Origin of the sequence: Pseudomonas sp. PDM32, from assembly GCF_019219225.1 — a bacterium.
GTDB lineage: Bacteria > Pseudomonadota > Gammaproteobacteria > Pseudomonadales > Pseudomonadaceae > Aquipseudomonas > Aquipseudomonas laurylsulfatiphila.
In genome coordinates this window covers 176285-200492 of record NZ_JAHUWE010000007.1, presented here as the reverse complement: position 1 = coordinate 200492, position 24208 = coordinate 176285, and the positions used below count along the sequence as shown (strand labels likewise).

The 24208-nt window shown below is 59.7% G+C and carries 15 protein-coding genes; 14 read left to right on the top strand and 1 reads right to left on the bottom strand.

The features are described 5' to 3' along the window. The first annotated feature begins 55 nt into the window (after window positions 1-55). The 3 genes from KW846_RS15360 (at window position 56) to KW846_RS15350 (ending at window position 10040) form a co-directional block, all read left to right on the top strand. On the top strand, window positions 56-4075 hold the full coding sequence (locus KW846_RS15360) for a dermonecrotic toxin domain-containing protein (RefSeq protein ID WP_218483183.1): 4020 nt from the start codon (window positions 56-58) through the stop codon (window positions 4073-4075). 189 nt (window positions 4076-4264) lie between these two features. Beyond that, on the top strand, window positions 4265-5236 hold the full coding sequence (locus KW846_RS15355) for a hypothetical protein (RefSeq protein ID WP_218483180.1): 972 nt from the start codon (window positions 4265-4267) through the stop codon (window positions 5234-5236). A 70-nt stretch (window positions 5237-5306) separates the two neighbouring features. Then, window positions 5307-10040 carry an RHS repeat domain-containing protein gene (locus KW846_RS15350; RefSeq protein ID WP_218483178.1) on the top strand — a complete coding sequence of 1578 codons (4734 nt, stop codon included), beginning with the start codon at window positions 5307-5309 and terminating at the stop codon, window positions 10038-10040. On the opposite strand, the gene queG is transcribed toward KW846_RS15350, so the two are convergent. Continuing rightward, window positions 10031-11110, bottom strand: a complete 1080-nt coding sequence (gene queG, locus KW846_RS15345; protein WP_218483176.1) for a tRNA epoxyqueuosine(34) reductase QueG — start codon at window positions 11108-11110, stop codon at window positions 10031-10033. The two genes, KW846_RS15350 and queG, sit on opposite strands and share 10 nt — an antisense overlap. A 63-nt stretch (window positions 11111-11173) precedes the next feature. On the opposite strand from queG, the gene KW846_RS15340 reads away from it, so the two are divergent. The 11 genes from KW846_RS15340 (at window position 11174) to KW846_RS15290 (ending at window position 24094) form a co-directional block, all read left to right on the top strand. Beyond that, a complete protein-coding gene (locus tag KW846_RS15340; protein ID WP_218483174.1) occupies window positions 11174-12673 on the top strand; it encodes an NAD(P)H-hydrate dehydratase in 1500 nt (499 codons plus the stop codon). Further along, window positions 12661-13131: a tRNA (adenosine(37)-N6)-threonylcarbamoyltransferase complex ATPase subunit type 1 TsaE gene (tsaE, locus tag KW846_RS15335; protein WP_218483171.1), complete on the top strand. Its 471-nt coding sequence runs from the start codon at window positions 12661-12663 to the stop codon at window positions 13129-13131. The genes KW846_RS15340 and tsaE overlap by 13 nt, the downstream gene beginning before the upstream one ends. Then, complete coding sequence (locus KW846_RS15330; protein WP_371321752.1) at window positions 13132-14562, top strand: N-acetylmuramoyl-L-alanine amidase; 1431 nt, start codon at window positions 13132-13134, stop codon at window positions 14560-14562. Continuing rightward, window positions 14559-16469: a DNA mismatch repair endonuclease MutL gene (gene mutL, locus KW846_RS15325; protein ID WP_007973255.1), complete on the top strand. Its 1911-nt coding sequence runs from the start codon at window positions 14559-14561 to the stop codon at window positions 16467-16469. Before KW846_RS15330 ends, mutL begins: the two co-directional genes overlap by 4 nt. After that, window positions 16469-17440 carry a tRNA (adenosine(37)-N6)-dimethylallyltransferase MiaA gene (gene miaA / locus KW846_RS15320; RefSeq protein WP_218483169.1) on the top strand — a complete coding sequence of 324 codons (972 nt, stop codon included), beginning with the start codon at window positions 16469-16471 and terminating at the stop codon, window positions 17438-17440. Before mutL ends, miaA begins: the two co-directional genes overlap by 1 nt. Before the next feature lie 93 nt (window positions 17441-17533). After that, window positions 17534-17794, top strand: a complete 261-nt coding sequence (gene hfq / locus KW846_RS15315) for an RNA chaperone Hfq (RefSeq protein ID WP_003221112.1) — start codon at window positions 17534-17536, stop codon at window positions 17792-17794. A 12-nt stretch (window positions 17795-17806) separates the two neighbouring features. Then, window positions 17807-19108, top strand: a complete 1302-nt coding sequence (gene hflX, locus KW846_RS15310) for a ribosome rescue GTPase HflX (RefSeq protein WP_218483166.1) — start codon at window positions 17807-17809, stop codon at window positions 19106-19108. A gap of 96 nt (window positions 19109-19204) precedes the next feature. Further along, window positions 19205-20380 (top strand): FtsH protease activity modulator HflK, encoded by a 1176-nt coding sequence (hflK, locus tag KW846_RS15305; RefSeq protein WP_007973262.1) that lies wholly within the window; start codon window positions 19205-19207, stop codon window positions 20378-20380. After that, window positions 20380-21249 carry a protease modulator HflC gene (hflC, locus tag KW846_RS15300; protein ID WP_007973264.1) on the top strand — a complete coding sequence of 290 codons (870 nt, stop codon included), beginning with the start codon at window positions 20380-20382 and terminating at the stop codon, window positions 21247-21249. The genes hflK and hflC overlap by 1 nt, the downstream gene beginning before the upstream one ends. A gap of 313 nt (window positions 21250-21562) precedes the next feature. Next, the gene (locus KW846_RS15295; protein WP_007973265.1) at window positions 21563-22750 is read left to right on the top strand and encodes an ATP phosphoribosyltransferase regulatory subunit; all 1188 of its coding nucleotides are present in this window, start codon (window positions 21563-21565) and stop codon (window positions 22748-22750) included. A gap of 54 nt (window positions 22751-22804) precedes the next feature. Continuing rightward, entirely contained in the window at window positions 22805-24094 is a 1290-nt protein-coding gene (locus KW846_RS15290; protein ID WP_007973267.1) for an adenylosuccinate synthase, read from the top strand. Window positions 24095-24208: the final 114 nt, after the last annotated feature.

The window sequence follows — 24208 nt, the reverse complement described above, 5'->3', positions numbered from 1 at the left end:
TGAGTGGCCATATTACATAGGCTGAAGTTTCACTTTGGCTTATAGGCTACTTCCAATGCTTGATGCATGTTCAGAACATTGTGCTGATAACAGTCGTAAACGGTTCATCGAAGAAAAAATCCCTGATTGGCTAACCCGGGCGTCACCCCACAGACGTTTGGCATTGCGACAGTCTCCGATCGCCATTGCTGATTGGTACAGAGCGGCATCAGAGGCGTCCCACACCGCCCTGGCACAAGCCAACAAGGCAGCCTGGCTGTCTCGGGGCAGGCTGGACCGGGTGTTCGCACCGCTTGCCGATATCCGCCAGTTCGCCGCGCCGTTACTTCAGAAAGCTCTGAAAGGTCGATTTGGTGTTGAGCTGGATGTCAGCCAGACATACCTGCGGCTTTATCTGCCCAAAGGTATTCTGGTGGGGTATCAGGTCAAAACCCTGTCTCTGCTCGACGCGGCCTTGCGTAACTTCGAGAAGAAAGAAGCGGCCGCAAACTACTTTGACGACGCCTCTTCCTTTATCAGCCAGCCCGATGCCTTTGGTCACTTCAATTTACTGCCGATTAATCGGCAGATAAGTATCAGCGCCTTCGTTTTGCTGTGTCGCGAACTGGATATCGGCGGCCAGTATTCGAAACGGCTGGAAGCCTTGTTGTTACCGAAGGACGCGGTCGCCAAAGCGGTGCTGGAGTACCGGGTCAAAACCAGTCAGAAAGATGCCTTCCGGGCCGCCGTGTTGCTGGCGCGGATGAAGGGGGATATCGGCGCACAATCCCAGGCCTCGTTATTGAGGTTGCTGGATGGCGTGCACAGTCCGGCCATACACGGTTATCAGTTGCAAATCATGAGCGCCAAGCTGACCGGGATCATGGTGCTGGCCGGCGATCTGGAACGCGCCATCCGGACCGAGCCGATTCTGGTGTACATCCCTGATGATCCACAGCATCCGATCAAGGAATATCCGTCGACGCTGGCATTCAAGGTCACATTGACGGAACAGCTGCGCTCAACGGAGTACCAGCGGTTTTTCGCCCGATTTGTCGCACATGAGCATCGCGGCGCATTTTTTGCCGCCCTCGACCAGTCTCTGAATGTTGTGGCGTGGCATCCCCCGCAACCCGGTGACCCGCAACCTGCCTGGCGTCGTACGCGTGTGGACAATCCCTTGCTGCGATTTGACGTGCACAGGGTTCAGGGCGATCCGTGGCAATGGTTGTACCAGGACTCGATGAACAAAATCGTCAACGACGCACGCATCATCGCGGTGCCTACGGCGGATGAAGACCGCCAGTCGCGCTGGGCGTTTTGGGACAGTGTGCAGCATGTGGCATCCATCGTCCTGCAGGCTGCCACTTTGGTGGCCATGCCATTTGTCCCGTTTTTGGGCGAACTGATGTTGGCCTACACCGCTTACCAACTGCTCGATGATACGTTCACCGGCATCCTCGATTGGACCGAGGGGCAGTTGAACGAGGCGACGGCTCATCTGCTGGCCATCGCGGAAAATATCGCGCAGCTTGGCGCGTTCGTGGTCGGCGGGCAGGTTGTCAGCAAGCTGCTGCAGCGCTCGGCCTTCGTTGAAACCTTGAAAATCGTCGACACCGGGGCAGGTCGGCTGCGCCTGTGGAACCCCGATTTGAGAGTCTATGAGCGCCCGACTCGTTTACCGGTCGACTCGCAGCCTGACGAGCTGGGGCTCCATCAACATCGCGGCACCACTGTGCTGCCTCTGGATGGAAAACACTATGAAGTAGTGGCCGAGGGTGGCGGCGATGGTTATCGCATCCGTCACCCGAACCGCGCGGATGCCTACCAGCCGCGGCTGACCCATAACGGCGTCGGCGCATGGGCGCACGAGGTCGAGCGGCCCATGGAGTGGCAGGCTGCGCAGTTGTTCCGGCGCCTGGGACATTCAGTGGCGCAGTTTTCCGATGTTACGGCCGCACGCATTCTGGCCGTGAGTGGCATCGATGAAGCGGTGTTGCGAGACCTGCACGTCCACTCCCGCCGCCCGCCGGCGTTGCTTGAAGACAGCATCAGGCGATTCGACACCGATCAACAGATCCAGACCTTCATCGCACAATTGAGAAGTCTCGACCCGGCGATCTATACCAAGGCGGATCCGCAGATGCAGGAACAACTGCTCCTGGCCCGGGGCGTTCTGTTGCCGGAGCGAGTGCCAGGCAGTGGCGACCCGTTGCGCGGTGTGGTTGAAGCGCTGGATGATCAGTCGCTGAAAAAACTTTTGGGCGACAACGCGGCATTTGGCGATTCTTTGCCAGAATTCGACATTCGGGTCGCGCGGCTGCGGGCCAGAATGGCCAGCTGGGCAGAGGAAAGCCGAAGTGCTCTGTTCGAGGGGCGTGAAGCAAGGTTCGAACACAGTAATGATGAGGAAGTGCTGCGACTACGACGTGTCTTCCCCGATCTGCCAAAAACCATCGCTGAAGAGTTGTGGCGTAACGCCGGCACCCCCGAGCGCCTGCGCCTGCGCAACCAACTCGGCATCAGCCGGCAAATGGCCGAAGAGACATTGTTTTATTTGCGTGAGGTTCGCCTCAGCAGAGCTTGCGAGGGGCTTTATCTGGAGGCTGTAACCGGGCCGGATACCGACCGGTTGGCATTGCATCAACTTCAGACCTTGAGCGGATGGTCACCGCAGGTGCGTATTGAAGTGCGCGCCGGTCAATTCGATGGCGCGTTGATCGACAGCATCGGTCCTGCCGAGGCCGCCATCCGCAAAGTCCTGGTCAGGGACAAAGGTCGATACCAGGCTTTCGACAGCTCCGGGCTACAGCTGCACGGGTTAGATGATTTGTGCGGCGCTGTTCAGCATGCATTGCCGGATGCACAGCGTCTGGCGTTGGGGTTGCCGCATGCAAGTCAGGACGGTGAACTCATGCAAGCGGTCCGGCGGCAACCGTTGCTGGCTCGCGCCGAACTCCGGGCTTTGTTCGGGCAGCCACCGCTGGAGCCAGGCCTGCGTTCACCGATGGGGCTTGCGGTAGGGCGTTCGGGTTACCTATTGGGTGGTGGCGATGTCGTACCCGAGTCGTCAGGGTCAACGGTGCAGCGTCTGCAAAGGCTTTATCCGACGCTGTCTGAAGAGCAAATCGATACATTCAGACGCGAGTTGCCAGGTGCCGATCCGTTGCTGGCGGTGGCCCGTCTGGAAAACCAATACCTGACGCTGGTCAACGATCTCGGAGCCTGGACGGCCGATGTGCCCTTGGTGCATCCGCTGGATGGTTCGACGCTGAGCGCTGAAGAAATGGTCGTGCAACGGCAACGACGGGCAGCCTTTTCCGAGGAAATCCAGGCCAGTTGGCGTCGTCAACTGACGCAGCAAAACCGCTTCGATACGCACCGCTTTTTTTCCAAGATCGACATCCTTGGCGACCTTCCCCGATTGTCGGCGGACTTCAGCCACATCTCCGAATTTCTGTTGATCAACAGCAGCGGCCATCTGCAGGCGGGCAAATTTCTCGAAAGCTTTCCCGGGCTGCAATTCCTCACCATGCGCGGCATTCGGCTGGATGCATTTCCCGTAAAAACCTTTCAGATGCGCAGGCTGACCGTGCTGAGCCTGGACAGTTGCAACCTTCGCCTGAGCGAAGCAACGGCGGAAGGGCTGGCGCATATGGAGGGTCTCGAAGAGCTGGATTTGCGCAACAATCCCCTCGAGGTTGCGCCGTACGTTGGCCATATGAAAAACCTGGAAGAGCTGCGGTTGAGTCGGACTGATTTGCAGGAGGTGCCCGCAGGCTTGTTCGATCTGGAAAAGTTGCGTTATGCCGACCTGTCTGGCAACCGAATCGTGAAACTGCCAAATGAGTTGTTTGAAGTTGATGATGTGCGCAAAGTTACATACAACTTTCGCGACAATCCCTTGAATGAATTGAGTCGCGAAAATATTGCCGCTTATGATGAGAATTCAAGCCTTGATAGACATGTGTTGATTCAGTTTGACGATGGACTTGATCTGTCGAGTGACAGTGAGTCGGGTAGTGAAACTGAGTCGGACGATAGCGGGGTCGGTAGTTCGAGTGAAGCTTCCGATGATGAATTCTTTGTTGGGTAATTTATCAATGTGAGCCTAGGTCGAAATAATCGGTAAGGCGTTTGCCATTAATGTCGAAGTGAAGAAACTGTTCTCGCCGGACTGGGTGCTTGAGGAGTCAAAGACTTTTTGTTATTTGGTCTGCAGGTTGCGGTGAAGTGTCAGGCGCGACTGTAGATGATCGATTATTGTCAATAACAAGGAAGTCTTATGAGCGCTATACAAGCAATGCCCATTCAAGGCGGGATCAGCCTTTCACAACTGGATGTGCGTTTTGAGGTTCCCGGTATCGAGTCCAAACGCGTGTTTGCCAATGGCCGAATGCAAGTTCGAGTCTGGGTGTTCGTCGAAGCAGTTGATGAAAGTGGTGCGCCGGTACCACTGGCGTATTTCCCGGATTTGATTTCGACACGGCTTATTCGCTACCACGATGCCGAGCCGTTGGCCCGTGATGCGTACAACGGCCACCCGCTGCCAGGCTGGAACTCGAGCTTTATCGAAAACCGGTATACCCACGAAATGCCCGGATTCGTTCAATCTCCCGGCGGTGGCGGCAGTGCCGGGACACCGATGGAGTTCTGGGTTTCTTCCTCGGTAGAGGGTCAACTGCAGATTGCCGCTGAGGTGACGATACAGGGGCAGGTTTACAGAAGTAACAAGACCATCAATCCGAATGGTTCCCGTATCAACAGGAGTGTCGTGATTACTGCCGATCGGAGCCCGGCTTATAGTCACGATCAATTTACCTGGAAATCACAAAAGCTCCTCGGCTCTTTCAAGGGTTACAACTTTTTCAAATATGACTTGGGACTTTATCCCGGTGGTCGTCAAGTCAGATTGCTTGAGTGGAAAACCAGTCAATATGGAGAGTCTGGAATCCGCCCGGTGAAGTTCTGCTATACCGGTTTGATTCTGTCACACCCTGTGCCAAGGTCTTTTACCGGAGTGATGGCATCCGTAGGGGTAAAGACAGTTGATTTGATCGGCCAGCATTTACCAGTCGATTGCGCTGATGGCGAACTTGTCGCTTTCAAGGGTGTGCCACCTGTATATAAATACTCGCCTGAAGAAGTCAGGCTGGAACCTTTCAAGTTTATCGTGCTGGATGAATTCGGAAACACTCATCAGCTGATGCTGGTGATCGATATAGAAAGTAGCGAATTTCTGTTGCGCAGGGGCTGAAGTGGTCTTCGCAAAAGTCGTTGTTCAGGCTTTTAAAAATACTACGCCATGACATTTGAAAGGACTTCAGATGAAGATCAAACAGGCAAGCATTCAATCCAATGCATTCAATTTCAGTGAGTTCCTGGCGGGTGGCATCGATCCCCGTACGGGGCTTTACACCTGTTCGCTGACGCTGGGCGAGGTGACCTGCGGCGTGTTGACCGGCCCGACGTTGCCCATCAGGTTGTTTTTCAGCCCGCTCAATGGCGGCGACAGCGGTTTTGGCAAGGGTTGGTCGATGCCCCTGACACATTACGATGTGGTCAGCGGTGTACTCACCTTGTCGGGCGGGGAGAGTTACAAAGCACGCCAGACGTCTACACAACTGGTGTTTGCCGAACTGAAGCTGGAAACGCTCAAAGTGCTGTGTCCCGGCCCCGGGCGTTTTGACGTCGTGCACAAAAGCGGGTTGCGTGAGGAGCTGCAGGTTTATGGCGCCAGCGGCATGGCGGTGCCGATCAGAATTGTTGCTGCCAACGGTGCAGCGATCATGCTCGATTACATTTCCATCAACGGCGAGCCGGTCCTGTCACAGGTGCGCGATGACCGACGAACATTGCTGGCAGTTACCCGGACGCCTGGCCAGGTATCACTGACCGAATATCCCGACACCGAATGTGCGGTGACGTTTGCGCTCAAACTGGTCAACGATGAGGTGACGTCCATCAGGTTGCCGGAAGAAGGCACCTGGTCCCTGACTTATGAGCCTAAAGGTGCGCTGACCTGCCTGACGAAAGTCGAATCGCCTTTGGGAGCGCGTGAGCTGATCGGGTACGAGGAAGCAGGCCACCAGCTTCCGCCCGATGCGCCGTTCAGGTCCATTCCCCATGTGATCTCTCACACGCTGTACCCGGGGCAGCAGCAACCTTCCATCACCACAAACTATGAGTTTTCGCAGACCAATTTTCTGGGCTTCGATGACGACGATATTCGCTGGTCTCGGGACGGGGACACGCTTTACCAGAGCTCGTCGGACTATCAGTACTCTTCCATGGAAACACTGATGGACGGCGCCAAAGTGCACCGTCGCACCCAGCGCACCTACAACAAATATCATTTGCTGGTTTCGCAAGTGACGACCTGCAATCAGGCGTTGACCGCCCAGACGATCAAGTATCACGTCGAGCCGGACAAGTCGTTTGACCAGCAGCCGGCGCAGTTTCGCATGCCCAGAGTGCAGACGCTGCTCCATGAAAATCGCAAGACCAGAACCAAGTGCGAGGAAGTGACCGAAACCGATTTCGATGCCTCGGGCAATCTGCTCAGACACGTCGCACCGAACGGCGTGGTGACCCTTGCGCAGTTTTATCCGGCGAACGGCGACGAAGGTTGTCCCGCCGACCCGTTGGGTTTCATACGCTTCGAAAAGCACCGAACCGTGTTGCCGGCGCCAGGCTTCGCCAGCGCCGCGACCACCGAGTTCCGTTATCGCTATCAATTGCTTGGCGAGCCTCAAGCGGCCGGCTCCCACGTTGTCCTCGTTCAGGAGACGTTTTATGAGCGATCAGATGAAAACGACACCCTGCGCTCGCAGACCGATCTGACCTATGTCGATCTGCCGACGGACACCCAGCGTCACGGTCTGCTGCAAAAACAGACTGTCACCTACAATGGCCAGGCGTCCGCAACCGAATTTCATTACACCCTGGATACCTCGACGCTGGACCTGCAAACCCTGCAGATCGGCTTCGATGGCGCCCGCAGAACATCGAGCCTGAGGTTTTCGGCAACCAACGGTTTGAAGTTGTCGGAGCAGAACGAGGATGAAGGGCAGATCGTTTTTACTTACGACCGCCTCGGCAGGGTGCTGAGCGAGACCATCGCCCCCGGCAGCGATGTTGCGGCGACACGCCTGACCCGATATCTACCGGCCAATGGGCCAGGCTCGTCCGCGAAATCCATCATCACGGACCCTAACGGCGTACAGCAAAGAATCAGCTACGACGGCATCGGTCGGGTAATCGAAATCGAAGAGCAAGACGCTGATCAATCGAGCCCCGGCGAATTTCGCCAGGTATATGCCGCGAGTCATGACCGGCTGGGCCAACTGACTGGCGAAGTGCACACCGATTGGTGGCCTGGACAGACACGGGCGCTGCACACCCGGTTTGTTTTTGATGATTGGGGCGAAGTCAAAACCACGATTCGCCCCGATGGTCGCCGGGAGCATCGCGATGCCGATCCCGTCAGCCGCCAGGAAACGACCTGGCAAGAAGGCATGGGCAAATCGGTGACCCTCTTCAATGATTTCGGCAAGCCGGTGAGCATCGAACTGTTGGATACCGGCGAGCAAAGTCTTGGCAAGCAGTTGTTTGAATACGATGGACTGGGTCGTAGCGTGGGCCAGACCGATCCGCTCGGGAACCGGACTACGTTCGAATACGATGTTTTCGATCGCCTGACGCGCAGCGTCCTGCCTGATGGTCATGCGGTGCAGACCGACTACGCGGCCCATAGCCGGGAGCCCTTGCCCGTTGCGGTGACAATGGCCGGGCGCACCGTGGGCCAGCAGCGCTTCGACGGGCTCGGACGCTTGGTCCAGAGCAGCTGCGGCGGCCGCACGAGCAGTGCCGGATATATCGCTGGCAGCAGTCAGCCAGCCTGGAAGCAGAGGCCCGATGGCGAGCGGATCGAATTCCGTTACGAACCCGGCCTGGGGGGGCGGATGACGCAACGACAGGCCACCGGATTGCTCGCCCGTTATGACTATCATCCCCGACTGGGTGAGTTGGCGAGGTGCGTCGAACAGGAGTGCGAGACCCGGTTCGAGTATTACCCCTCGGGGCGTCTCAAGCGTGAAACGTCGACGGTCGCGGCCAGCCAGCAGAGCAGTTCGTACACCTATACCCTGGGCGGTCGCCCGCTCAGTTGCATCGATGTACTGGGTGACGAACACAAGACCGATTATGACGATGCGGGACGTCCACGCTCATTCGAGCAGCGGGCGCTGAAGGCATCTTTTGCCTATAACGAGCTGGGCCAGTTGAGCGTCATTGATACGCGAGCAGCGGTTGGCGAGGGTTCACTGGTGACTCACCTGGCCTACGACGATCTGGGGCGTGAAGTCTCGCGTACATTCCAGATCGGCGATGAAACCCCGCGCGTTCTGACATCGAGCTATACCCTGGCCGGCAAACTGGCGCAGAAGACTCTGAAGCAGGGCGACGAGGACTTGCGCGATGAGGCGTTCACCTATGACGCGCGTGGCCGGCTCAGCCACTATTCATGCAGTGGCTCCCGGCGACCACGCGATGCCCGGGGCCATGAGATCATCGCCCAGCGCTACACCTTCGATGCGTTCGATAACATCATCAGCCTGGAGACCGAGTTTCCCGGCGGTAGTAACCTGGCATCGTTCGACTACAGCGCCGAGGATCCCACCCAACTGATTGGCATCCGCAACAGTCATCCGGATTACCCGGCGCCGGTGACCCTGCACTACGACGCCAACGGCCATCTGATCCAGGACGAACTGGCGCGTCGCCTCGAATACGATGCGCTCGGGCGCTTGACCGCTGTGGCCAGCGCCGTCGGCGATGTGCTGCGCAGCTACCACTACGATGCCCGGGACCGCCTGGTCGGGTTGTCGCAGCCAGCGGGGCCGATGATCAAGCGGTTCTACCGCGACGGGCAAGTAATCAACGATATTGGCGGACCTGACGCCAGCACCCTGTTACGCCCGACCGGTGTTTTGCTCGGCGAGAGTCGGCAGGGTAGCCATCCCGGTGTGATGCTGTTCGGCGTGGATCAGCAACAGAGCGTCCTGTCCGAGAGGCAGGGCACGCAGAGTCGCCATCATGCCTACAGCCCTTATGGTCATCGTCCGGCGGAAGGCGGGTTGTTTTCTCTCCTGGGGTTCAATGGCGAACCACTCGATCCGCTGACCGGTCTGTATCTGCTGGGCAATGGCTATCGCGCCTACAGTCCGGCGCTGATGCGTTTTCTCAGTCCGGACAGCCTGAGTCCGTTCGGCGCCGGTGGCTTGAATCCCTATGCGTATTGCGCAGGCGACCCGATCAATCGGATGGATCCGACCGGGCACGTCTGGGAGGCGGTGCTGGGAATCACCCTGGCGGTCGCCGGCCTGGCGCTCAGCGTCGTCACTGCGGGCGCCGCAACACCGCTGACATTGATGTGTATGGCACTCGCCGCTACGTCTACGTCGTTGGCGATTGCCGGCATTGTCGTGGACGAACTTGCCCCTGAATCGGGCGTCGGCGAAGTGCTCGGCTGGGCCAGTCTGGCCACCGGCGGGATGTCTGCGGTGGGTGGTCTGGGCGCGTTGGGCAAAGGCGCGATCAAGACCGGCAACAAAATCGCCGGTGCCTTCAAGCCGGGTTTGAGCGGCGATCCTAAAACGGCGGCCAAGGCGATGGCGAGCGGCATGAAAAAAGGCAAGGCAAAGAAACCGCCACCGATGCTCAAAGGCAAAGGGGCGAAAAAAAATGCCCGGGCCGCTCTGGCAGCTGACGGTGAGACAAGCGCTCCAGCGAAATGGACCCGCACCGGGGCTGGCGACGAGTCAATACCGGCCGAAATGAAGCCATCCCAGCTGGGCGAATGGACGATATTCCGGGATGGTCTCGACCAAGGACTTCATCCGAAGGCAGCGAGCACATTCATGAGCAATCCGGATTTTGAAAAGTATGGTGGCACCAGCAACCAATGGTCAGTGCGCCTGGGTGGAAAGGATCGGGTCACATTTTCCATTCATGAAAGCAGTCATGAGGTGAAGATCCTGCAAATCGGTGGTCACTCCTGACCGGATAGCCGTTTGGCATGCTGGCGCAACGCCCACTCGACATGCTCCCTGACCATCTCCGACGGATAATCCCGCCGCGCCTTCAGCGCTTCCAGCACCGGAATCGTTGAAGGCGCATTTCCCAAACCCACCGCCAGGTTGCGCAGCCAGCTCTGATAGCCCGCCCGACGCAGTGGCGAGCCTTCGGTGCTGCTCAGGAATTTCTCCTCATCCCACATGAACAGTTCCGCCAGTTCGGCGTTGTCCAGGTTGTGCCGCGGCTTGAAATCGCCTTCACCGGACGGGCGGGCGAAGCGGTTCCAGGGGCAGACAATCTGGCAATCATCGCAACCGAACACCCGATTGCCGATCAGCGGCCGCAGGTCTTGCGGGATCGCGCCTTTGAGTTCGATGGTCAGGTAGGAAATGCAGCGCCGGGCATCCAGCACATAAGGGCCGACGAAAGCATTGGTTGGGCAGATGTCGAGGCAGGCCCTGCACCGACCGCAGTGTTCGGTGGCGTGGGGCGGGTCTACCGGCAGCGGCAAGTCAACGAACAGCTCGGCGAGGAAGAAATAACTGCCTGCCTTGCGATTCAACACCAGGGTGTTTTTGCCAATCCAGCCCAGGCCGGCCTGTTCGGCGATGGCTTTTTCCAGCACCGGTGCACTGTCGACAAAGGCACGGAACCCAAACGGGCCGATTTCTGCCTGAATCTTGTCCGCCAGTTGTTGCACGCGCTTGCGGATCAATTTGTGGTAATCGCGACCCAGGGCATAACGCGAGACGTAGGCTTTTTCCGGTTGGGCGAGCATTTTCGCCATGTGGGTGTCGCCCGCCAGGTAGTCCATGCGCAGCGAAACCACGCGCAAAGTGCCGGGCACCAGTTCCTCCGGGTGTGAGCGTTTGCTGCCATGGGCGCCCATGTAGTCCATCTCGCCGTGGTAGCCGGCGGCGAGCCAGCGCTCCAGGTGTTGCTCGTGCTCGCCCAGGTCGAGCCCGCTGATGCCGACTTGTTGAAAGCCCAGCTCGCGGCCCCAGTCCTTGATGGATTGGGCGAGGGCAGGCAGGTCTGTGGTAATAGCAGGCATGAGGCGAGAGAAACCGGAGCTGAGGTGCGTATAATTCTGCCAGACATCGGAGCCCGAAGACGCATGCCGCACACTAAAGATGAATTACCCGACGCGCTGTACAGTGCCGCCCAGGTGCGAGCACTCGACGCGAGCCTGATCGCCGCCGGCACACCGGGCTTCGAATTGATGCAGCGCGCGGCGCGGGCGACGTGGCGGGCGCTGGTGCGGCAATGGCCGACAGCGAACGAACTGACGGTACTCACCGGCCATGGCAACAACGCCGGGGACGGGTATCTGGTGGCCGTGTTGGCCCAGCGTGCAGGATGGTCCGTCCGGGTGTTGGCGGTGGCAGATCCGCAGCGCCTGAAGGGGGACGCGGCTTTGGCCCATGCCGAGGCGGTGTCTGAAAACGTGCTCATCGAGCCCTGGACGGCACAATCCGGATTGCGCGGCATCGTCCTGGATGCTTTGCTCGGCACCGGCCTGAGTGGCGAGGTGCGTGAGCCTTATGTCGGTGCGATCACCGCGATCAATGTGAGCGGGCTGCCGGTCGCGGCAGTGGATATTCCTTCAGGACTGTGCGCCGATACCGGGCGCATCCTCGGCCTGGCGGTGCGGGCCGACCTGACAGTGACCTTCATCGGCTTGAAATTGGGGTTATTCACCGGCGAGGCGGCGGATGTGGTCGGCGAACTGCTGTTCAACGACTTGCACGCAGACCCCCGGTTGATAGAAGGCGCTGCTTTCACCGCCCGTCGCCTGACTGCGGCTAACCTGCCGCGTCCAGCGGCGCGGGCACCGGCTTCCCACAAAGGCAGATTTGGCCATGTGTTGCTGATCGGTGGCGACCGCGGGTTGGGTGGTGCGATTCTGCTGAGCGCGCAAAGTGCGCTGCGCAGCGGGGCGGGTATGGTGTCGGTGGCGACCCGCAGCGAACATGTCGCGGCCGCGCTGGCGCGGATCCCCGAGGCGATGGTGCTGGGCACTTCCTCGGCCAATCAGCTGATGGATTTGCTGCAAAAGGTTTCCGTGTTGGTGGTCGGTCCAGGGCTGGGGCAGGCGGGGTGGGGGCGCAGCTTGTTGTCGGCCGCCGCTAACGCACCGTTGCCGCAAGTCTGGGACGCCGATGCGCTGAACCTGCTGGCCGAGGAGCGTGTGAGTTTGCCCAGGGATTGCGTGATCACTCCGCATCCGGGCGAAGCGGCGCGTTTGCTCGGAATGAGTACGGCGCAGGTTCAAGCCGACCGACCGGCAGCGGCCCATGCATTGAGCAAGAGATATTCGGCGGTCGTGGTGCTCAAGGGGGCCGGGAGCCTGATCGCCAGTCCCGACGGACGGCTGGCCGTCTGTCATCAGGGCCACCCGGCGATGGCTACTGCCGGTCTGGGTGATGTACTGGCCGGTTTGCTCGGCGCATTGCTGGCCCAGGGCATGGAACCCTTCGACGCGGCCTGCCTGGCAGTCTGGCTCCACGCCAATGCCGGCGAGCAACAAGGAAAATTGGGCCGTGGGCTGGCGGCCAGTGATCTGATTCCAGTCATTCGTCAGTTGTTGGAGGAGCAAGCACCGTGTCTGAAGTAACCCTGTACCTGGCCGATGAGCAGGCCATGAGCGACTTTGGCGCACGCATTGCCCGAATCACCCAAGGCCATGGCCTGATCTTCCTCGAGGGTAACCTGGGGATGGGCAAAACCACGTTGTCCCGAGGCATCATCCGCGGCCTGGGGCATGTAGGGGCCGTAAAAAGTCCGACCTTCACCCTGGTTGAGCCCTACGAGATTGGCGACATTCGCGCCTTCCATTTCGATTTGTACCGACTGGTCGATCCGGAAGAGCTGGAGTTCCTCGGTATCCGCGACTATTTCGAAGACGATGCCCTGTGTCTGATCGAGTGGCCCGACAAAGGTGCACGCTTTTTGCCAAAGCCGGACCTGACCATTACCATTAGCCCGCAAGACAGCGGGCGTTCGCTGAAAATTTTATCCCAGGGCTCGCGTGGCGAGGCCTGGTGTGCCGCTTTGGCATTGGAATCCAAATAAATGATGGGGTTAGGTATGCGCTTTCGCGCGTTGGTTGCTGCCGTAGGGGTGTTGTTTCTGGCGGTGACCGTCGACGCTGTGGCCGATACGAAGGTCAACAGTGTTCGTCTGTGGCGGGCACCGGACAACACACGTCTGGTGTTTGACCTGACCGGCCCGGTGCAACACAGCGTCTTTACCCTGACCGCGCCGGATCGCCTGGTTATCGACATCAATGGTGCGACCCTCGGTGCGCCACTCAACGTCAACACATCGAACACCCCGATTACCGCCATGCGCTCGGCTCAACGCACGCCGACCGACCTGCGGGTGGTCATCGACCTGAAAAAGGCGGTGACGCCGAAAAGCTTCTCCCTGGCGCCGAACGCCCAGTACGGCAACCGGTTGGTGGTCGATCTGTTCGATAACGCCGCGGATGCCGCGCCTCCTCCAGCGCCGACACCGTCGGTTGCCACGATGCCCGCCGTGCCGGTCACGCCGACGGAACCTGCTATCAAATTGCCGCCAGCCCCGGCTGGCAAACGCGACATCGTAGTGGTGATCGACGCCGGTCACGGTGGCGAAGATCCGGGGGCTTCCGGCTCCCGAGGCCAGCGCGAGAAGGACGTGGTGCTGCAGATTGCTCGCGAAACGCAACGGCAGGTCAACGGCATGAAAGGTTTCCGCGCCGAACTGACCCGTACCGGCGACTACTTCATTCCGTTGCGCGGCCGTACCGAAATCGCCCGCAAGAAAGGCGCCGACCTGTTCGTCTCGATCCACGCCGACGCCGCGCCTTCTGCCGCCGCTTTCGGTGCTTCGGTATTTGCCCTGTCCGATCGCGGCGCGACTTCCGAGACCGCCCGCTGGCTGGCCGACAGCGAAAACCGTTCCGACCTGATCGGTGGTGCCGGCAACGTCAGCCTCGATGACAAGGACCGCATGCTCGCCGGCGTGCTGCTCGACCTGTCGATGACGGCATCCCTGACCTCCAGCCTGAACGTTGGCCAGAAAGTCTTGAGCAACATCGGCCGGGTGACACCGCTGCACAAGCAACGGGTTGAGCAGGCCGGGTTCATGGTGCTGAAGTCGCCGGATATTCCGTCGATCCTGGTGGAAACCGGGTTCATCTCCAACGCCAACGAAGCCTCGAAGCTTGCCGCGTCGAGCCACCAGCAGGCACTGGCGCGTTCGATCAGCAGCGGCGTGCGCCAGTTCTTCCAGCAGAACCCGCCGCCGGGCACTTACATTGCCTGGCTGCGCGACTCCGGCAAGATCGTGCAGGGGCCGCGTGACCACCGCGTCAACCCGGGCGAGACCCTGGCGATGATCGCCGTGCGCTATCAGGTGTCGCCCGCGACCCTGCGCAGTGCCAACAACCTGTCGAGCGATGAGCTCAAGATCGGTCAGCACCTGACCATTCCGGGCACTGAACTGGCGGCCAAAGAATGAATCAGGTCGTGAACAGCGGCGCTCGCATCGAACTGCTCAGCCCACGACTGGCGAACCAGATTGCCGCCGGTGAGGTGGTTGAGCGCCCGGCTTCGGTGATCAAGGAGCTGCTGGAAAACAGCCTCGACTCCGGTGCCAGGCGAATCGACGTCGATGTGGAGCAGGGCGGCGTCAAATTGCTGCGGGTGCGCGATGACGGCAGCGGCATTTCCGCCGATGACCTGCCGCTGGCGCTGGCCCGCCACGCCACCAGCAAGATCCGCAACCTGGAAGACCTCGAACAGGTCATGAGCCTGGGCTTTCGCGGTGAGGCCCTGGCATCGATCAGCTCCGTCGCGCGCCTGACCCTGACCTCCCGCACCCGCGACGCCGATCAGGCCTGGCAGGTCGAGACCGAAGGCCGTGACATGGCGCCGCGCGTGCAGCCTGCGGCGCATCCGGTGGGCACCTCGGTTGAAGTGCGCGACCTGTTTTTCAACACGCCGGCACGACGCAAGTTTCTCAAGACCGAAAAAACCGAATTCGATCACCTGCAGGAAGTGATCCGGCGTCTGGCCCTGGCGCGCTTCGATGTGGCGTTCCATCTGCGCCACAACGGCAAGACCATCCTCAGCCTGCACGAGGCCCATGACGATGCGGCCCGTGCCCGGCGCGTGGCGGCGATTTGCGGGCCGGGCTTCCTGGAACAGGCCCTGCCGATCGAAATTGAGCGCAACGGCCTGCATCTATGGGGCTGGGTCGGCCTGCCGACCTTCAACCGCAGCCAGGCCGACTTGCAGTATTTCTTCGTCAATGGCCGTGCCGTGCGCGACAAGCTGGTGGCCCACGCGGTACGCCAGGCCTATCGCGACGTGCTGTTCAACGGTCGGCACCCGACCTTCGTACTGTTTTTCGAAGTCGATCCGACCGGTGTCGACGTCAACGTGCACCCGACCAAACACGAAGTGCGCTTCCGCGAAGGACGCATGGTCCATGATTTCCTCTACGGCACCTTGCACCGCGCCTTGGGCGATGTGCGACCGGACGATCATCTGGCGGCACCGGTTGCCACGGCCATCGTCCGGCCTACTGGCCTCGAAGCCGGTGAATTCGGACCCCAGGGCGAAATGCGCCTGGCCGCCAATGCGCTGCTGGAACAGCCTCAGGCCCAACCGTCGTTCAATGCGCCGGCAGGTTCGGGTGCTGGCGCGGGTTATCAGTATCAATACACGCCGCGCCCGCAGTCCGGTGTTCCTGTCGCCGAAGCGCAGGCCGCCTACCGCGAGTTTTTTGCGCCGCTGCCCGAGGCCAATGCCGTCGCGCTGCCGGCCGGGCAGGACGACATCCCGCCGCTGGGTTATGCGCTGGCACAACTCAAGGGCATCTACATCCTTTCGGAAAACGCCCAGGGCCTGGTGCTGGTGGACATGCACGCCGCCCATGAGCGGATCATGTATGAGCGCCTGAAGGTGGCGATGGCCAGCGAGGGCCTGAGTGGTCAACCGTTGCTGGTGCCGGAGTCTCTGGCCGTCAGCCAGCGTGAAGCCGATTGCGCCGAGGAACATGTCGCCTGGTTCCAGCGCCTGGGCTTTGAGTTGCAGCGCCTGGGCCCGGAAACCCTGGCCATCCGACAGATCCCGGCCCTGCTCAAGCAGGCCGAAGCCAACCGGCTGGTGGCGGACGTGCTGGCTGACCTGATGGAATTCGGCACCAGCGACCGCATTCAGGCGCACCTGAACGAATTGCTCGGGACCATGGCCTGCCACGGCGCGGTTCGGGCGAACCGGCGTCTGGCCCTGCCGGAAATGAATGCCCTGCTGCGTGACATGGAAAACACCGAGCGCAGCGGTCAATGCAACCATGGCCGACCGACCTGGACCCAACTGGGCCTGGACGATCTGGACAAACTGTTCTTGCGCGGTCGTTGATGAGCCAGCTCCCACCTGCGATTTTCCTGATGGGCCCGACCGCCGCCGGCAAGACCGACCTGGCCATCGAACTCACCAAAGTCCTGCCTTGCGAGTTGATCAGCGTCGATTCGGCGCTGGTCTACCGTGGCATGGACATCGGCACCGCCAAGCCTTCCAAAGAGCTGCTGGCGCAATATCCGCACCGTCTGATCGATATTCTCGACCCGGCCGAGAGCTATTCGGCCGCGGATTTCCGCCGTGATGCCCTGCAAGCCATGGCCGAGATCACCGCGCGCGGAAAAATTCCGCTGCTGGTAGGCGGCACGATGCTCTATTACAAGGCTTTGGTTGAAGGTCTGGCGGAAATGCCGGCCGCCGACCCGCAAGTGCGTGCACAGATCGAAGAAGAGGCTGCACGCCTTGGCTGGCAAGCCCTGCACGACCAGTTGGCAGTGATCGACCCGGTTTCTGCCGCGCGTATTCATCCGAACGATCCGCAGCGTCTGAGTCGAGCGCTGGAAGTTTATCGGGTAAGCGGTCAGAGCATGACTGCGCTACGCTTGCAACAATCTGTGCAAAGTACCGAAGCAGCCGCTTCGGGACAGCAACAATTGCCCTATACTGTCGCGAACTTGGCTATTGCCCCGGCAAATCGCCAGGTACTGCACGAGCGAATTAAACAAAGATTCACTTTAATGTTGGAACAGGGATTCATTGACGAGGTCGTAGCCCTGCGTAATAGAGGTGACCTGCATGCCGGGATGCCGTCTATACGTGCAGTAGGCTATCGCCAAGTCTGGGACTACCTGGATGGCAAGCTGACGTCAGCCGAGATGCAGGAGCGTGGAATCATTGCCACGCGCCAATTGGCGAAACGCCAGTTCACCTGGCTGCGCAGTTGGACTGACCTGCATTGGCTGGACAGTCTGGATTGCGACAATCTGCCGCGCGCCTTGAAATACCTTGGGACCATCTCCATATTGAGCTGAGTCCTTGCAATTGCCGTCTATCCTTGGGGGTGTGGCGGCTAAAGCCATCTGTTTACCTATTTTTTATATTGAATCCTTAAAGGAGTGCGGCACATGTCAAAAGGGCATTCGCTACAAGACCCTTACTTGAATACTTTACGTAAAGAGAAAGTTGGGGTGTCCATCTACCTGGTCAACGGCATCAAACTGCAAGGAACGATCGAGTCGTTCGACCAGTTCGTCATCCTGCTGAAAAACACCGTAAGCCAGATGGTCTACAAGCACGCTATCTCTACAGTGGTACCGGTTCGTCCAATTCGTCTGCCTAGCGCAACCGAATCCGATGCAGGTGACGCTGAGCCAGGTAACGCCTGATAGGAGTCTCCTTTGTTCTTTGAGCGCCACGGTGGTGGTGAGCGAGTGATCCTCGTTCACTTGGATGGACAGGACCCTGAGGCGCGCGAAGATCCGCAGGAGTTTCAGGAATTGGCTAATTCGGCCGGCGCCGAGACCGTTGCGTTTTTTAACGTGCCGCGTCATCGGCCAACCGCCAAATTTCTGATTGGCAGCGGCAAGGTCGAGGAGCTACGCGATCTGGTCCATGCCGAAGAAGCAGACCTGGTCATCTTCAATCACGTCCTCACACCCAGTCAGGAACGTAACCTCGAACGTGTCTTCGAGTGTCGCGTGATCGACCGCACCGGTCTGATTCTCGATATTTTCGCCCAGCGCGCCCGCACCCATGAAGGCAAGCTCCAGGTAGAACTGGCCCAGCTTGACCACATGAGCACCCGGCTGGTTCGTGGCTGGACCCACCTTGAGCGTCAGGGTGGCGGCATCGGCATGCGTGGCCCGGGTGAAACCCAGCTGGAAACCGACCGCCGTTTGCTCCGGGTTCGCCTGCGACAGATCAAGGGCCGCCTGGAAAAAGTGCGCAGTCAGCGCGAACAGTCGCGACGCGGCCGTTCCCGTGCGGATATTCCTACCGTGTCCCTGGTGGGCTATACCAACGCCGGCAAATCCACGCTCTTCAATAACGTGACGAAATCCGACGTGTACGCGGCTGACCAGTTGTTTGCCACGCTGGACCCGACCTTGCGCCGTCTGGAACTGGACGACCTGGGGCCGATTGTCCTGGCCGACACTGTGGGTTTCATTCGCCACTTGCCCCACAAGCTGGTCGAAGCATTTCGGTCTACGCTCGAAGAGTCGAGCAACTCCGACCTGCTGTTGCACGTGATCGATGCGGCCGAACCGGATCGCATGTTGCAGATCGAGCAGGTGATGGTGGTGCTGGGCGAGATTGGTGCCCAGGACTTGCCGATCCTCGAGGTCTATAACAAACTCGATTTGCTTGAAGGCGTTGAGCCACAAATCCAGCGCGACGAAAACGGCAGGCCCCAGCGGGTCTGGCTCTCGGCACGTGATGGCATAGGTCTGGAATTGCTTGAGCAAGCCATTGCCGAGTTGCTGGGCAGTGATTTGTTTGTCGGTACCTTGCGCTTGCCTCAGCGCTTTGCGCGTCTGCGTGCACAGTTTTTCGAGCTGGGCGCGGTACAGAAAGAAGAATACGACGAAGAAGGTGTCAGCTTGCTGGCCGTTCGATTACCGCGCTCGGAGCTCAATCGACTGGTCAGCCGTGAAGGCGTTGTGCCGACGGAGTTTATCGAGCAACACACTTTGCAATAAAAGCCTGAGAAAGCGGTTGTGCCGTGGTGACAGGCATTCTGTAGCATTGGTCGGCGCGCCGTGGGTGCGTCTTTGCTTTATCAGATGGAGAGCGCTATGGCTTGGAATGAGCCGGGTGGCAACTCGAATAATCAGGATCCTTGGGGTGGCAAGCGTCGTAACAACGGCGACCGCAAGGGGCCACCGGATCTCGACGAGGCCTTCCGAAAGCTGCAGGAAAGCCTGAACGGTTTGTTCGGTGGTGGGAAGAAACGTGGTGGCGACGACGGCGGTGGTCCGGGCAAGAGTGGCGGCTTTGGCGGCCTGCTCGGCATCGGCCTGGTCGTGTTGGCCGCCGTTTGGCTGTACAGCGCGGTTTATGTCGTCGACGAGCAGGAGCAAGCCGTGGTGCTGCGCTTCGGCAAGTACTACGAAACCGTGGGTCCGGGCCTGAATATCTATTTCCCGCCGATCGACAAGAAGTACATGGAAAACGTCACGCGTGAGCGTGCCTACACCAAGCAGGGCCAGATGCTGACCGAAGACGAGAACATCGTCGAAGTGCCGCTGACCGTGCAGTACAAGATCAGCAACCTGCAGGACTTCGTGCTGAGCGTCGATCAGCCGGAAATCAGCCTGCAGCACGCGACCGACAGCGCCTTGCGCCATGTGGTGGGTTCCACCGCCATGGACCAGGTACTGACCGAAGGTCGTGAGTTGATGGCCAGCGAGATCAAGGAGCGTCTGCAACGCTTCATGGACACCTATCGCACCGGTATCACAGTTACCCAGGTCAACGTTCAGAGCGCAGCGGCACCGCGCGAAGTCCAGGAAGCCTTCGATGACGTGATCCGTGCCCGGGAAGACGAACAGCGTTCGCGCAACCAGGCCGAAACCTATGCCAACGGCGTCGTGCCGGAAGCCCGTGGTCAGGCCCAGCGCATCCTCGAGGATGCCAATGGTTACCGTGACGAGACCGTCTCGCGCGCCAAGGGTGAGGCCGATCGCTTCACCAAGCTGGTCGCCGAGTACCGCAAGGCGCCTGAAGTCACCCGCCAGCGTCTGTACCTGGACACCATGCAGGAAGTCTTCAGCAACACCAGCAAGGTGCTCGTGACCGGCAACAAGAACGGCCAGAGCAACCTGTTGTACCTGCCGCTGGACAAGATGGTCGAAAGTGGTCGCAACACCGGCACTCCGGTGACCAGTGCGGCAGCCACCAGCAATGAAGCGAATGCGCGTGCGGCAGCTGATCTGCAGCAACAGCAAGCACGTACCAGGGAGAGTCGCTGATGAGCAATAAATCGCTGATCGCCCTTATTGTCGGCGTCGTCGTGGCGATCGCTGCCTGGAACTGCTTCTACATCGTGGCTCAGACCGAGCGTGCGGTGTTGCTGCAGTTCGGTCGCGTGGTCCAGACCGATGTTCAGCCAGGCCTGCATGTGAAAGTGCCTTACGTTAACCAGGTGCGTAAATTCGACGCACGCCTGATGACGCTGGATGCGCCGACACAACGCTTCCTGACGCTGGAAAAGAAAGCCGTGATGGTCGATGCCTACGCCAAGTGGCGTGTGAAGGACGCAGAGCGTTACTACACCGCGACTTCCGGCCTCAAGCAGATCGCCGATGAACGTCTGTCCCGTCGTCTGGAATCGGGCCTGCGTGACCAGTTCGGTAAGCGCACCTTGCACGAAGTGGTCTCCGGTGAGCGCGATGCGTTGATGGCGGACATTACGGCTTCGCTGAACAAGATGGCTGAAAAAGAACTGGGCATCGAAGTGGTCGATGTGCGGGTCAAGACCATCGACTTGCCGAAAGAAGTGAACCGCAGCGTGTTCGAACGTATGAGCACCGAGCGTGAGCGTGAAGCTCGCGAGCACCGCGCCAAGGGTAACGAGCTGGCCGAAGGCATCCGTGCCGACGCCGATCGTCAACGCCGCGTGCTGCTGGCTGAAGCCTATCGTGAATCCGAAGAGGTTCGCGGTGACGGCGATGCCCAGGCCGCTGCGATCTACTCCAAGGCCTACGGTCAGGATCAGGAGTTCTATGCGTTCTACCGTAGCCTGCGTGCCTACCGTGAAAGCTTCGCGAACAAATCCGACGTCATGGTCCTCGACCCAAGCAGCGACTTCTTCCACTACCTGGAAAAAGCCAAGCCTTGATACGGCGTTGACCTGATTTATCTCCCCGCCGGGCGGCTAAAACCTCTGGCGGGGTGATCCTTTGGGAAAACGTGTGTATGATGCGGCAGCCGGGAAATTCCCGGCTTTTTTGCGTCTGCATGTTTGATTGCTGTTTTAAAGCAGATGCCGGGCCGATTGGCTCGACAGTTTTTCGAGGAAAGTGGTTGGCGAAGCCGGTAGAAGGGCTTTTCGCTCCGTCGCTCATGCGCGTGGTTTGTGCGCAAGCCGATCATTTTCTGCTTCACTCAAGGCTCGCCGACAGGCTGGTCGCCCGGAGATAGGGGAAGGCGTAATGGCAACGGTAGACCGCTGGCTCCTGCCAGATGGCATCGAAGAAGTACTGCCACCGGAAGCTGCGCGTATTGAAGTCGCGCGTCGTCAGGTGTTGGATCTGTTCCAGAGCTGGGGTTACGAGTTTGTCGTGACTCCCCATATCGAGTACCTGGAATCCCTGCTGACCGGCGCGGGCCAGGACCTGGATCTGCGCACCTTCAAGGTCATCGACCCGCAATCGGGCCGCCAGATGGGTTTCCGTGCCGACATCACGCCGCAAGTGGCGCGCATCGATGCGCATACCCTGCGTCGCGAAGGTCCGAGTCGCCTGTGCTATGCCGGCAGCGTGCTGCATGCTCAGCCGCGTGCCTTGTCGTCCTCGCGCAGCCCGATTCAGCTGGGTGCCGAGTTGTACGGCGACGGCAGCCCGAGCAGCGACGTCGAAGTCATCAGCCTGATGCTGGCCATGCTGCAACTGGCCGATGTGCCGGATGTGCACATGGACCTCGGTCATGTCGGCATCTATCGCGGCCTGGCCCGCGCGGCCGGTTTGTCTGGTGAAGTCGAGCAGCAGTTGTTCGATGCCTTGCAACGCAAGGCCATCGACGAGGTCATTACCTTGACCGAAGGTTTGCCTGCCGATCTGTCGGGCATGCTGCGGGCATTGGTCGACCTGTGTGGCGGTCGTGAAGTGCTGGCTGCGGCCCGCGAGCGTCTGGCCAAGGCGCCTGCCCCGGTTCTGGCGGCGCTGGATGACCTGCTGGCAATTGCCGAGCGGTTGTCCGTGCGTTTCCCTGAGCTGCCGCTGTATTTCGACCTGGGCGAGCTGCGTGGCTATCACTACCACACCGGTGTGGTGTTCGCCGTGTTCGTGCCGGGTGTTGGCCAGTCCATTGCCCAGGGCGGTCGTTACGACGACATCGGCGCCGACTTCGGTCGTGCCCGTCCGGCGACCGGCTTTTCCACCGATTTGAAAACCCTGGTGACCCTGGGGCGTGCTGAGATCGAGCTACCGTCTGGCGGTATCTGGATGCCTGACAGTACGGATGCGGCACTCTGGCAGCAGGTTTGCCAGTTGCGCAGTGAGGGTCAGCGTGTCGTTCAGGCCTTGCCTGGACAACCTTTGGCCGCCGCCCGTGAAGCGGACTGCGACCGGCAATTGATTCAGCAGAACGGGCTTTGGCAAGTATCGCCACTGGCTTCTTGAGTTTTCCTGCCGGCTGCCGCCGGCACCAAGTTTGCGCGAATGAGGACAAGTGTTATGGGTAAGAATGTCGTAGTCCTGGGCACCCAATGGGGTGATGAGGGCAAAGGCAAGATCGTTGATCTGCTGACCGAACATGCTGCCGCCGTAGTGCGCTACCAGGGTGGCCACAACGCAGGTCACACTTTGGTGATCGATGGCGAAAAAACCGTCTTGCACCTGATCCCGTCGGGCGTGCTGCGCGAAGGCGTGCAGTGCCTGATCGGCAACGGCGTGGTGGTTGCACCTGACGCCCTGCTGCGCGAGATCACCAAGCTGGAAGAAAAAGGTGTGCCGGTGCGCGAGCGCCTGCGTATCAGCCCGTCCTGCCCGCTGATCCTGTCCTTCCACGTTGCGCTGGACCAGGCCCGTGAAAAGGCCCGTGGCGAGCTGAAGATCGGTACCACCGGTCGCGGCATCGGCCCGGCCTACGAAGACAAGGTTGCACGTCGTGGCCTGCGTGTGGGCGACCTGCTCAACATGCCGCGCTTTGAAGACAAGCTGCGTGAACTGGTGGATTACCACAACTTCATGCTGGTGGGTTACTACAAAGAGCCGGCCATCGACTTCGACAAGACTCTGGCCGAGTGCAAGGAATACGCTGAGCTGCTCAAGCCGCTGATGCTGGACGTGACGGCCGAGCTGCACGACCTGCGTCGCGCCGGCAAAGACATCATGTTCGAAGGCGCCCAAGGCTCCCTGCTGGACATCGACCACGGTACCTACCCGTACGTGACCAGCTCCAACACCACCGCTGGCGGCGTTGCTACCGGTTCGGGTGTCGGCCCTATGTTCCTGGACTACATCCTGGGCATCACCAAGGCGTACACCACGCGTGTAGGTTCGGGTCCATTCCCGACAGAGCTGTTCGACGAAGTCGGTGCGCACCTGGCCAAACAAGGTCACGAGTTCGGCGCGACTACCGGCCGTGCTCGTCGTTGTGGCTGGTTCGACGCTGTTATCCTGCGTCGCGCTATCGATGTGAACAGCATCTCGGGCATCTGCCTGACCAAGCTGGACGTGCTCGACGGTCTGGAAACCATCAACATCTGCGTCGGCTACAAAGACGCAGAAGGCAAGGCCGTTGCCCCGACTGATGCCGACAGCTACGTGGGCCTGCAGCCTGTGTACGAAGAAGTGCCGGGCTGGACCGAGTCGACCGTGGGTGCCAAGACCCTGGAAGAGCTCCCGGCTAACGCCCGTGCCTACATCAAGCGCGTTGAAGAGCTGATCGGCGCACCGATCGACATTATTTCGACGGGCCCGGACCGCAACGAAACCATCGTTCTGCGTCATCCGTTTGCTTGATAAGTCGTTGATGTAAAACACAAAGGCTCCTTAATCGGGGCCTTTGTCGTATTTGCCTGCAGGACGGCATGACCTTTGCTGTAAATATCTTCAAAAAGAATGCCATCAAATTAA

Coding starts and splice junctions, on each gene's coding strand:
- queG (WP_218483176.1), bottom strand. CDS start 11,110: ATGCCTGCTATTACCACAGACCTGCCTGCCCTCGCCCAATCCATCAAG.
- KW846_RS15355 (WP_218483180.1), top strand. CDS start 4,265: ATGAGCGCTATACAAGCAATGCCCATTCAAGGCGGGATCAGCCTTTCA.
- KW846_RS15295 (WP_007973265.1), top strand. CDS start 21,563: ATGGCAACGGTAGACCGCTGGCTCCTGCCAGATGGCATCGAAGAAGTA.
- KW846_RS15360 (WP_218483183.1), top strand. CDS start 56: ATGCTTGATGCATGTTCAGAACATTGTGCTGATAACAGTCGTAAACGG.
- KW846_RS15290 (WP_007973267.1), top strand. CDS start 22,805: ATGGGTAAGAATGTCGTAGTCCTGGGCACCCAATGGGGTGATGAGGGC.
- miaA (WP_218483169.1), top strand. CDS start 16,469: ATGAGCCAGCTCCCACCTGCGATTTTCCTGATGGGCCCGACCGCCGCC.
- KW846_RS15350 (WP_218483178.1), top strand. CDS start 5,307: ATGAAGATCAAACAGGCAAGCATTCAATCCAATGCATTCAATTTCAGT.
- hfq (WP_003221112.1), top strand. CDS start 17,534: ATGTCAAAAGGGCATTCGCTACAAGACCCTTACTTGAATACTTTACGT.
- hflC (WP_007973264.1), top strand. CDS start 20,380: ATGAGCAATAAATCGCTGATCGCCCTTATTGTCGGCGTCGTCGTGGCG.
- mutL (WP_007973255.1), top strand. CDS start 14,559: ATGAATCAGGTCGTGAACAGCGGCGCTCGCATCGAACTGCTCAGCCCA.
- KW846_RS15330 (WP_371321752.1), top strand. CDS start 13,132: ATGATGGGGTTAGGTATGCGCTTTCGCGCGTTGGTTGCTGCCGTAGGG.
- KW846_RS15340 (WP_218483174.1), top strand. CDS start 11,174: ATGCCGCACACTAAAGATGAATTACCCGACGCGCTGTACAGTGCCGCC.
- hflK (WP_007973262.1), top strand. CDS start 19,205: ATGGCTTGGAATGAGCCGGGTGGCAACTCGAATAATCAGGATCCTTGG.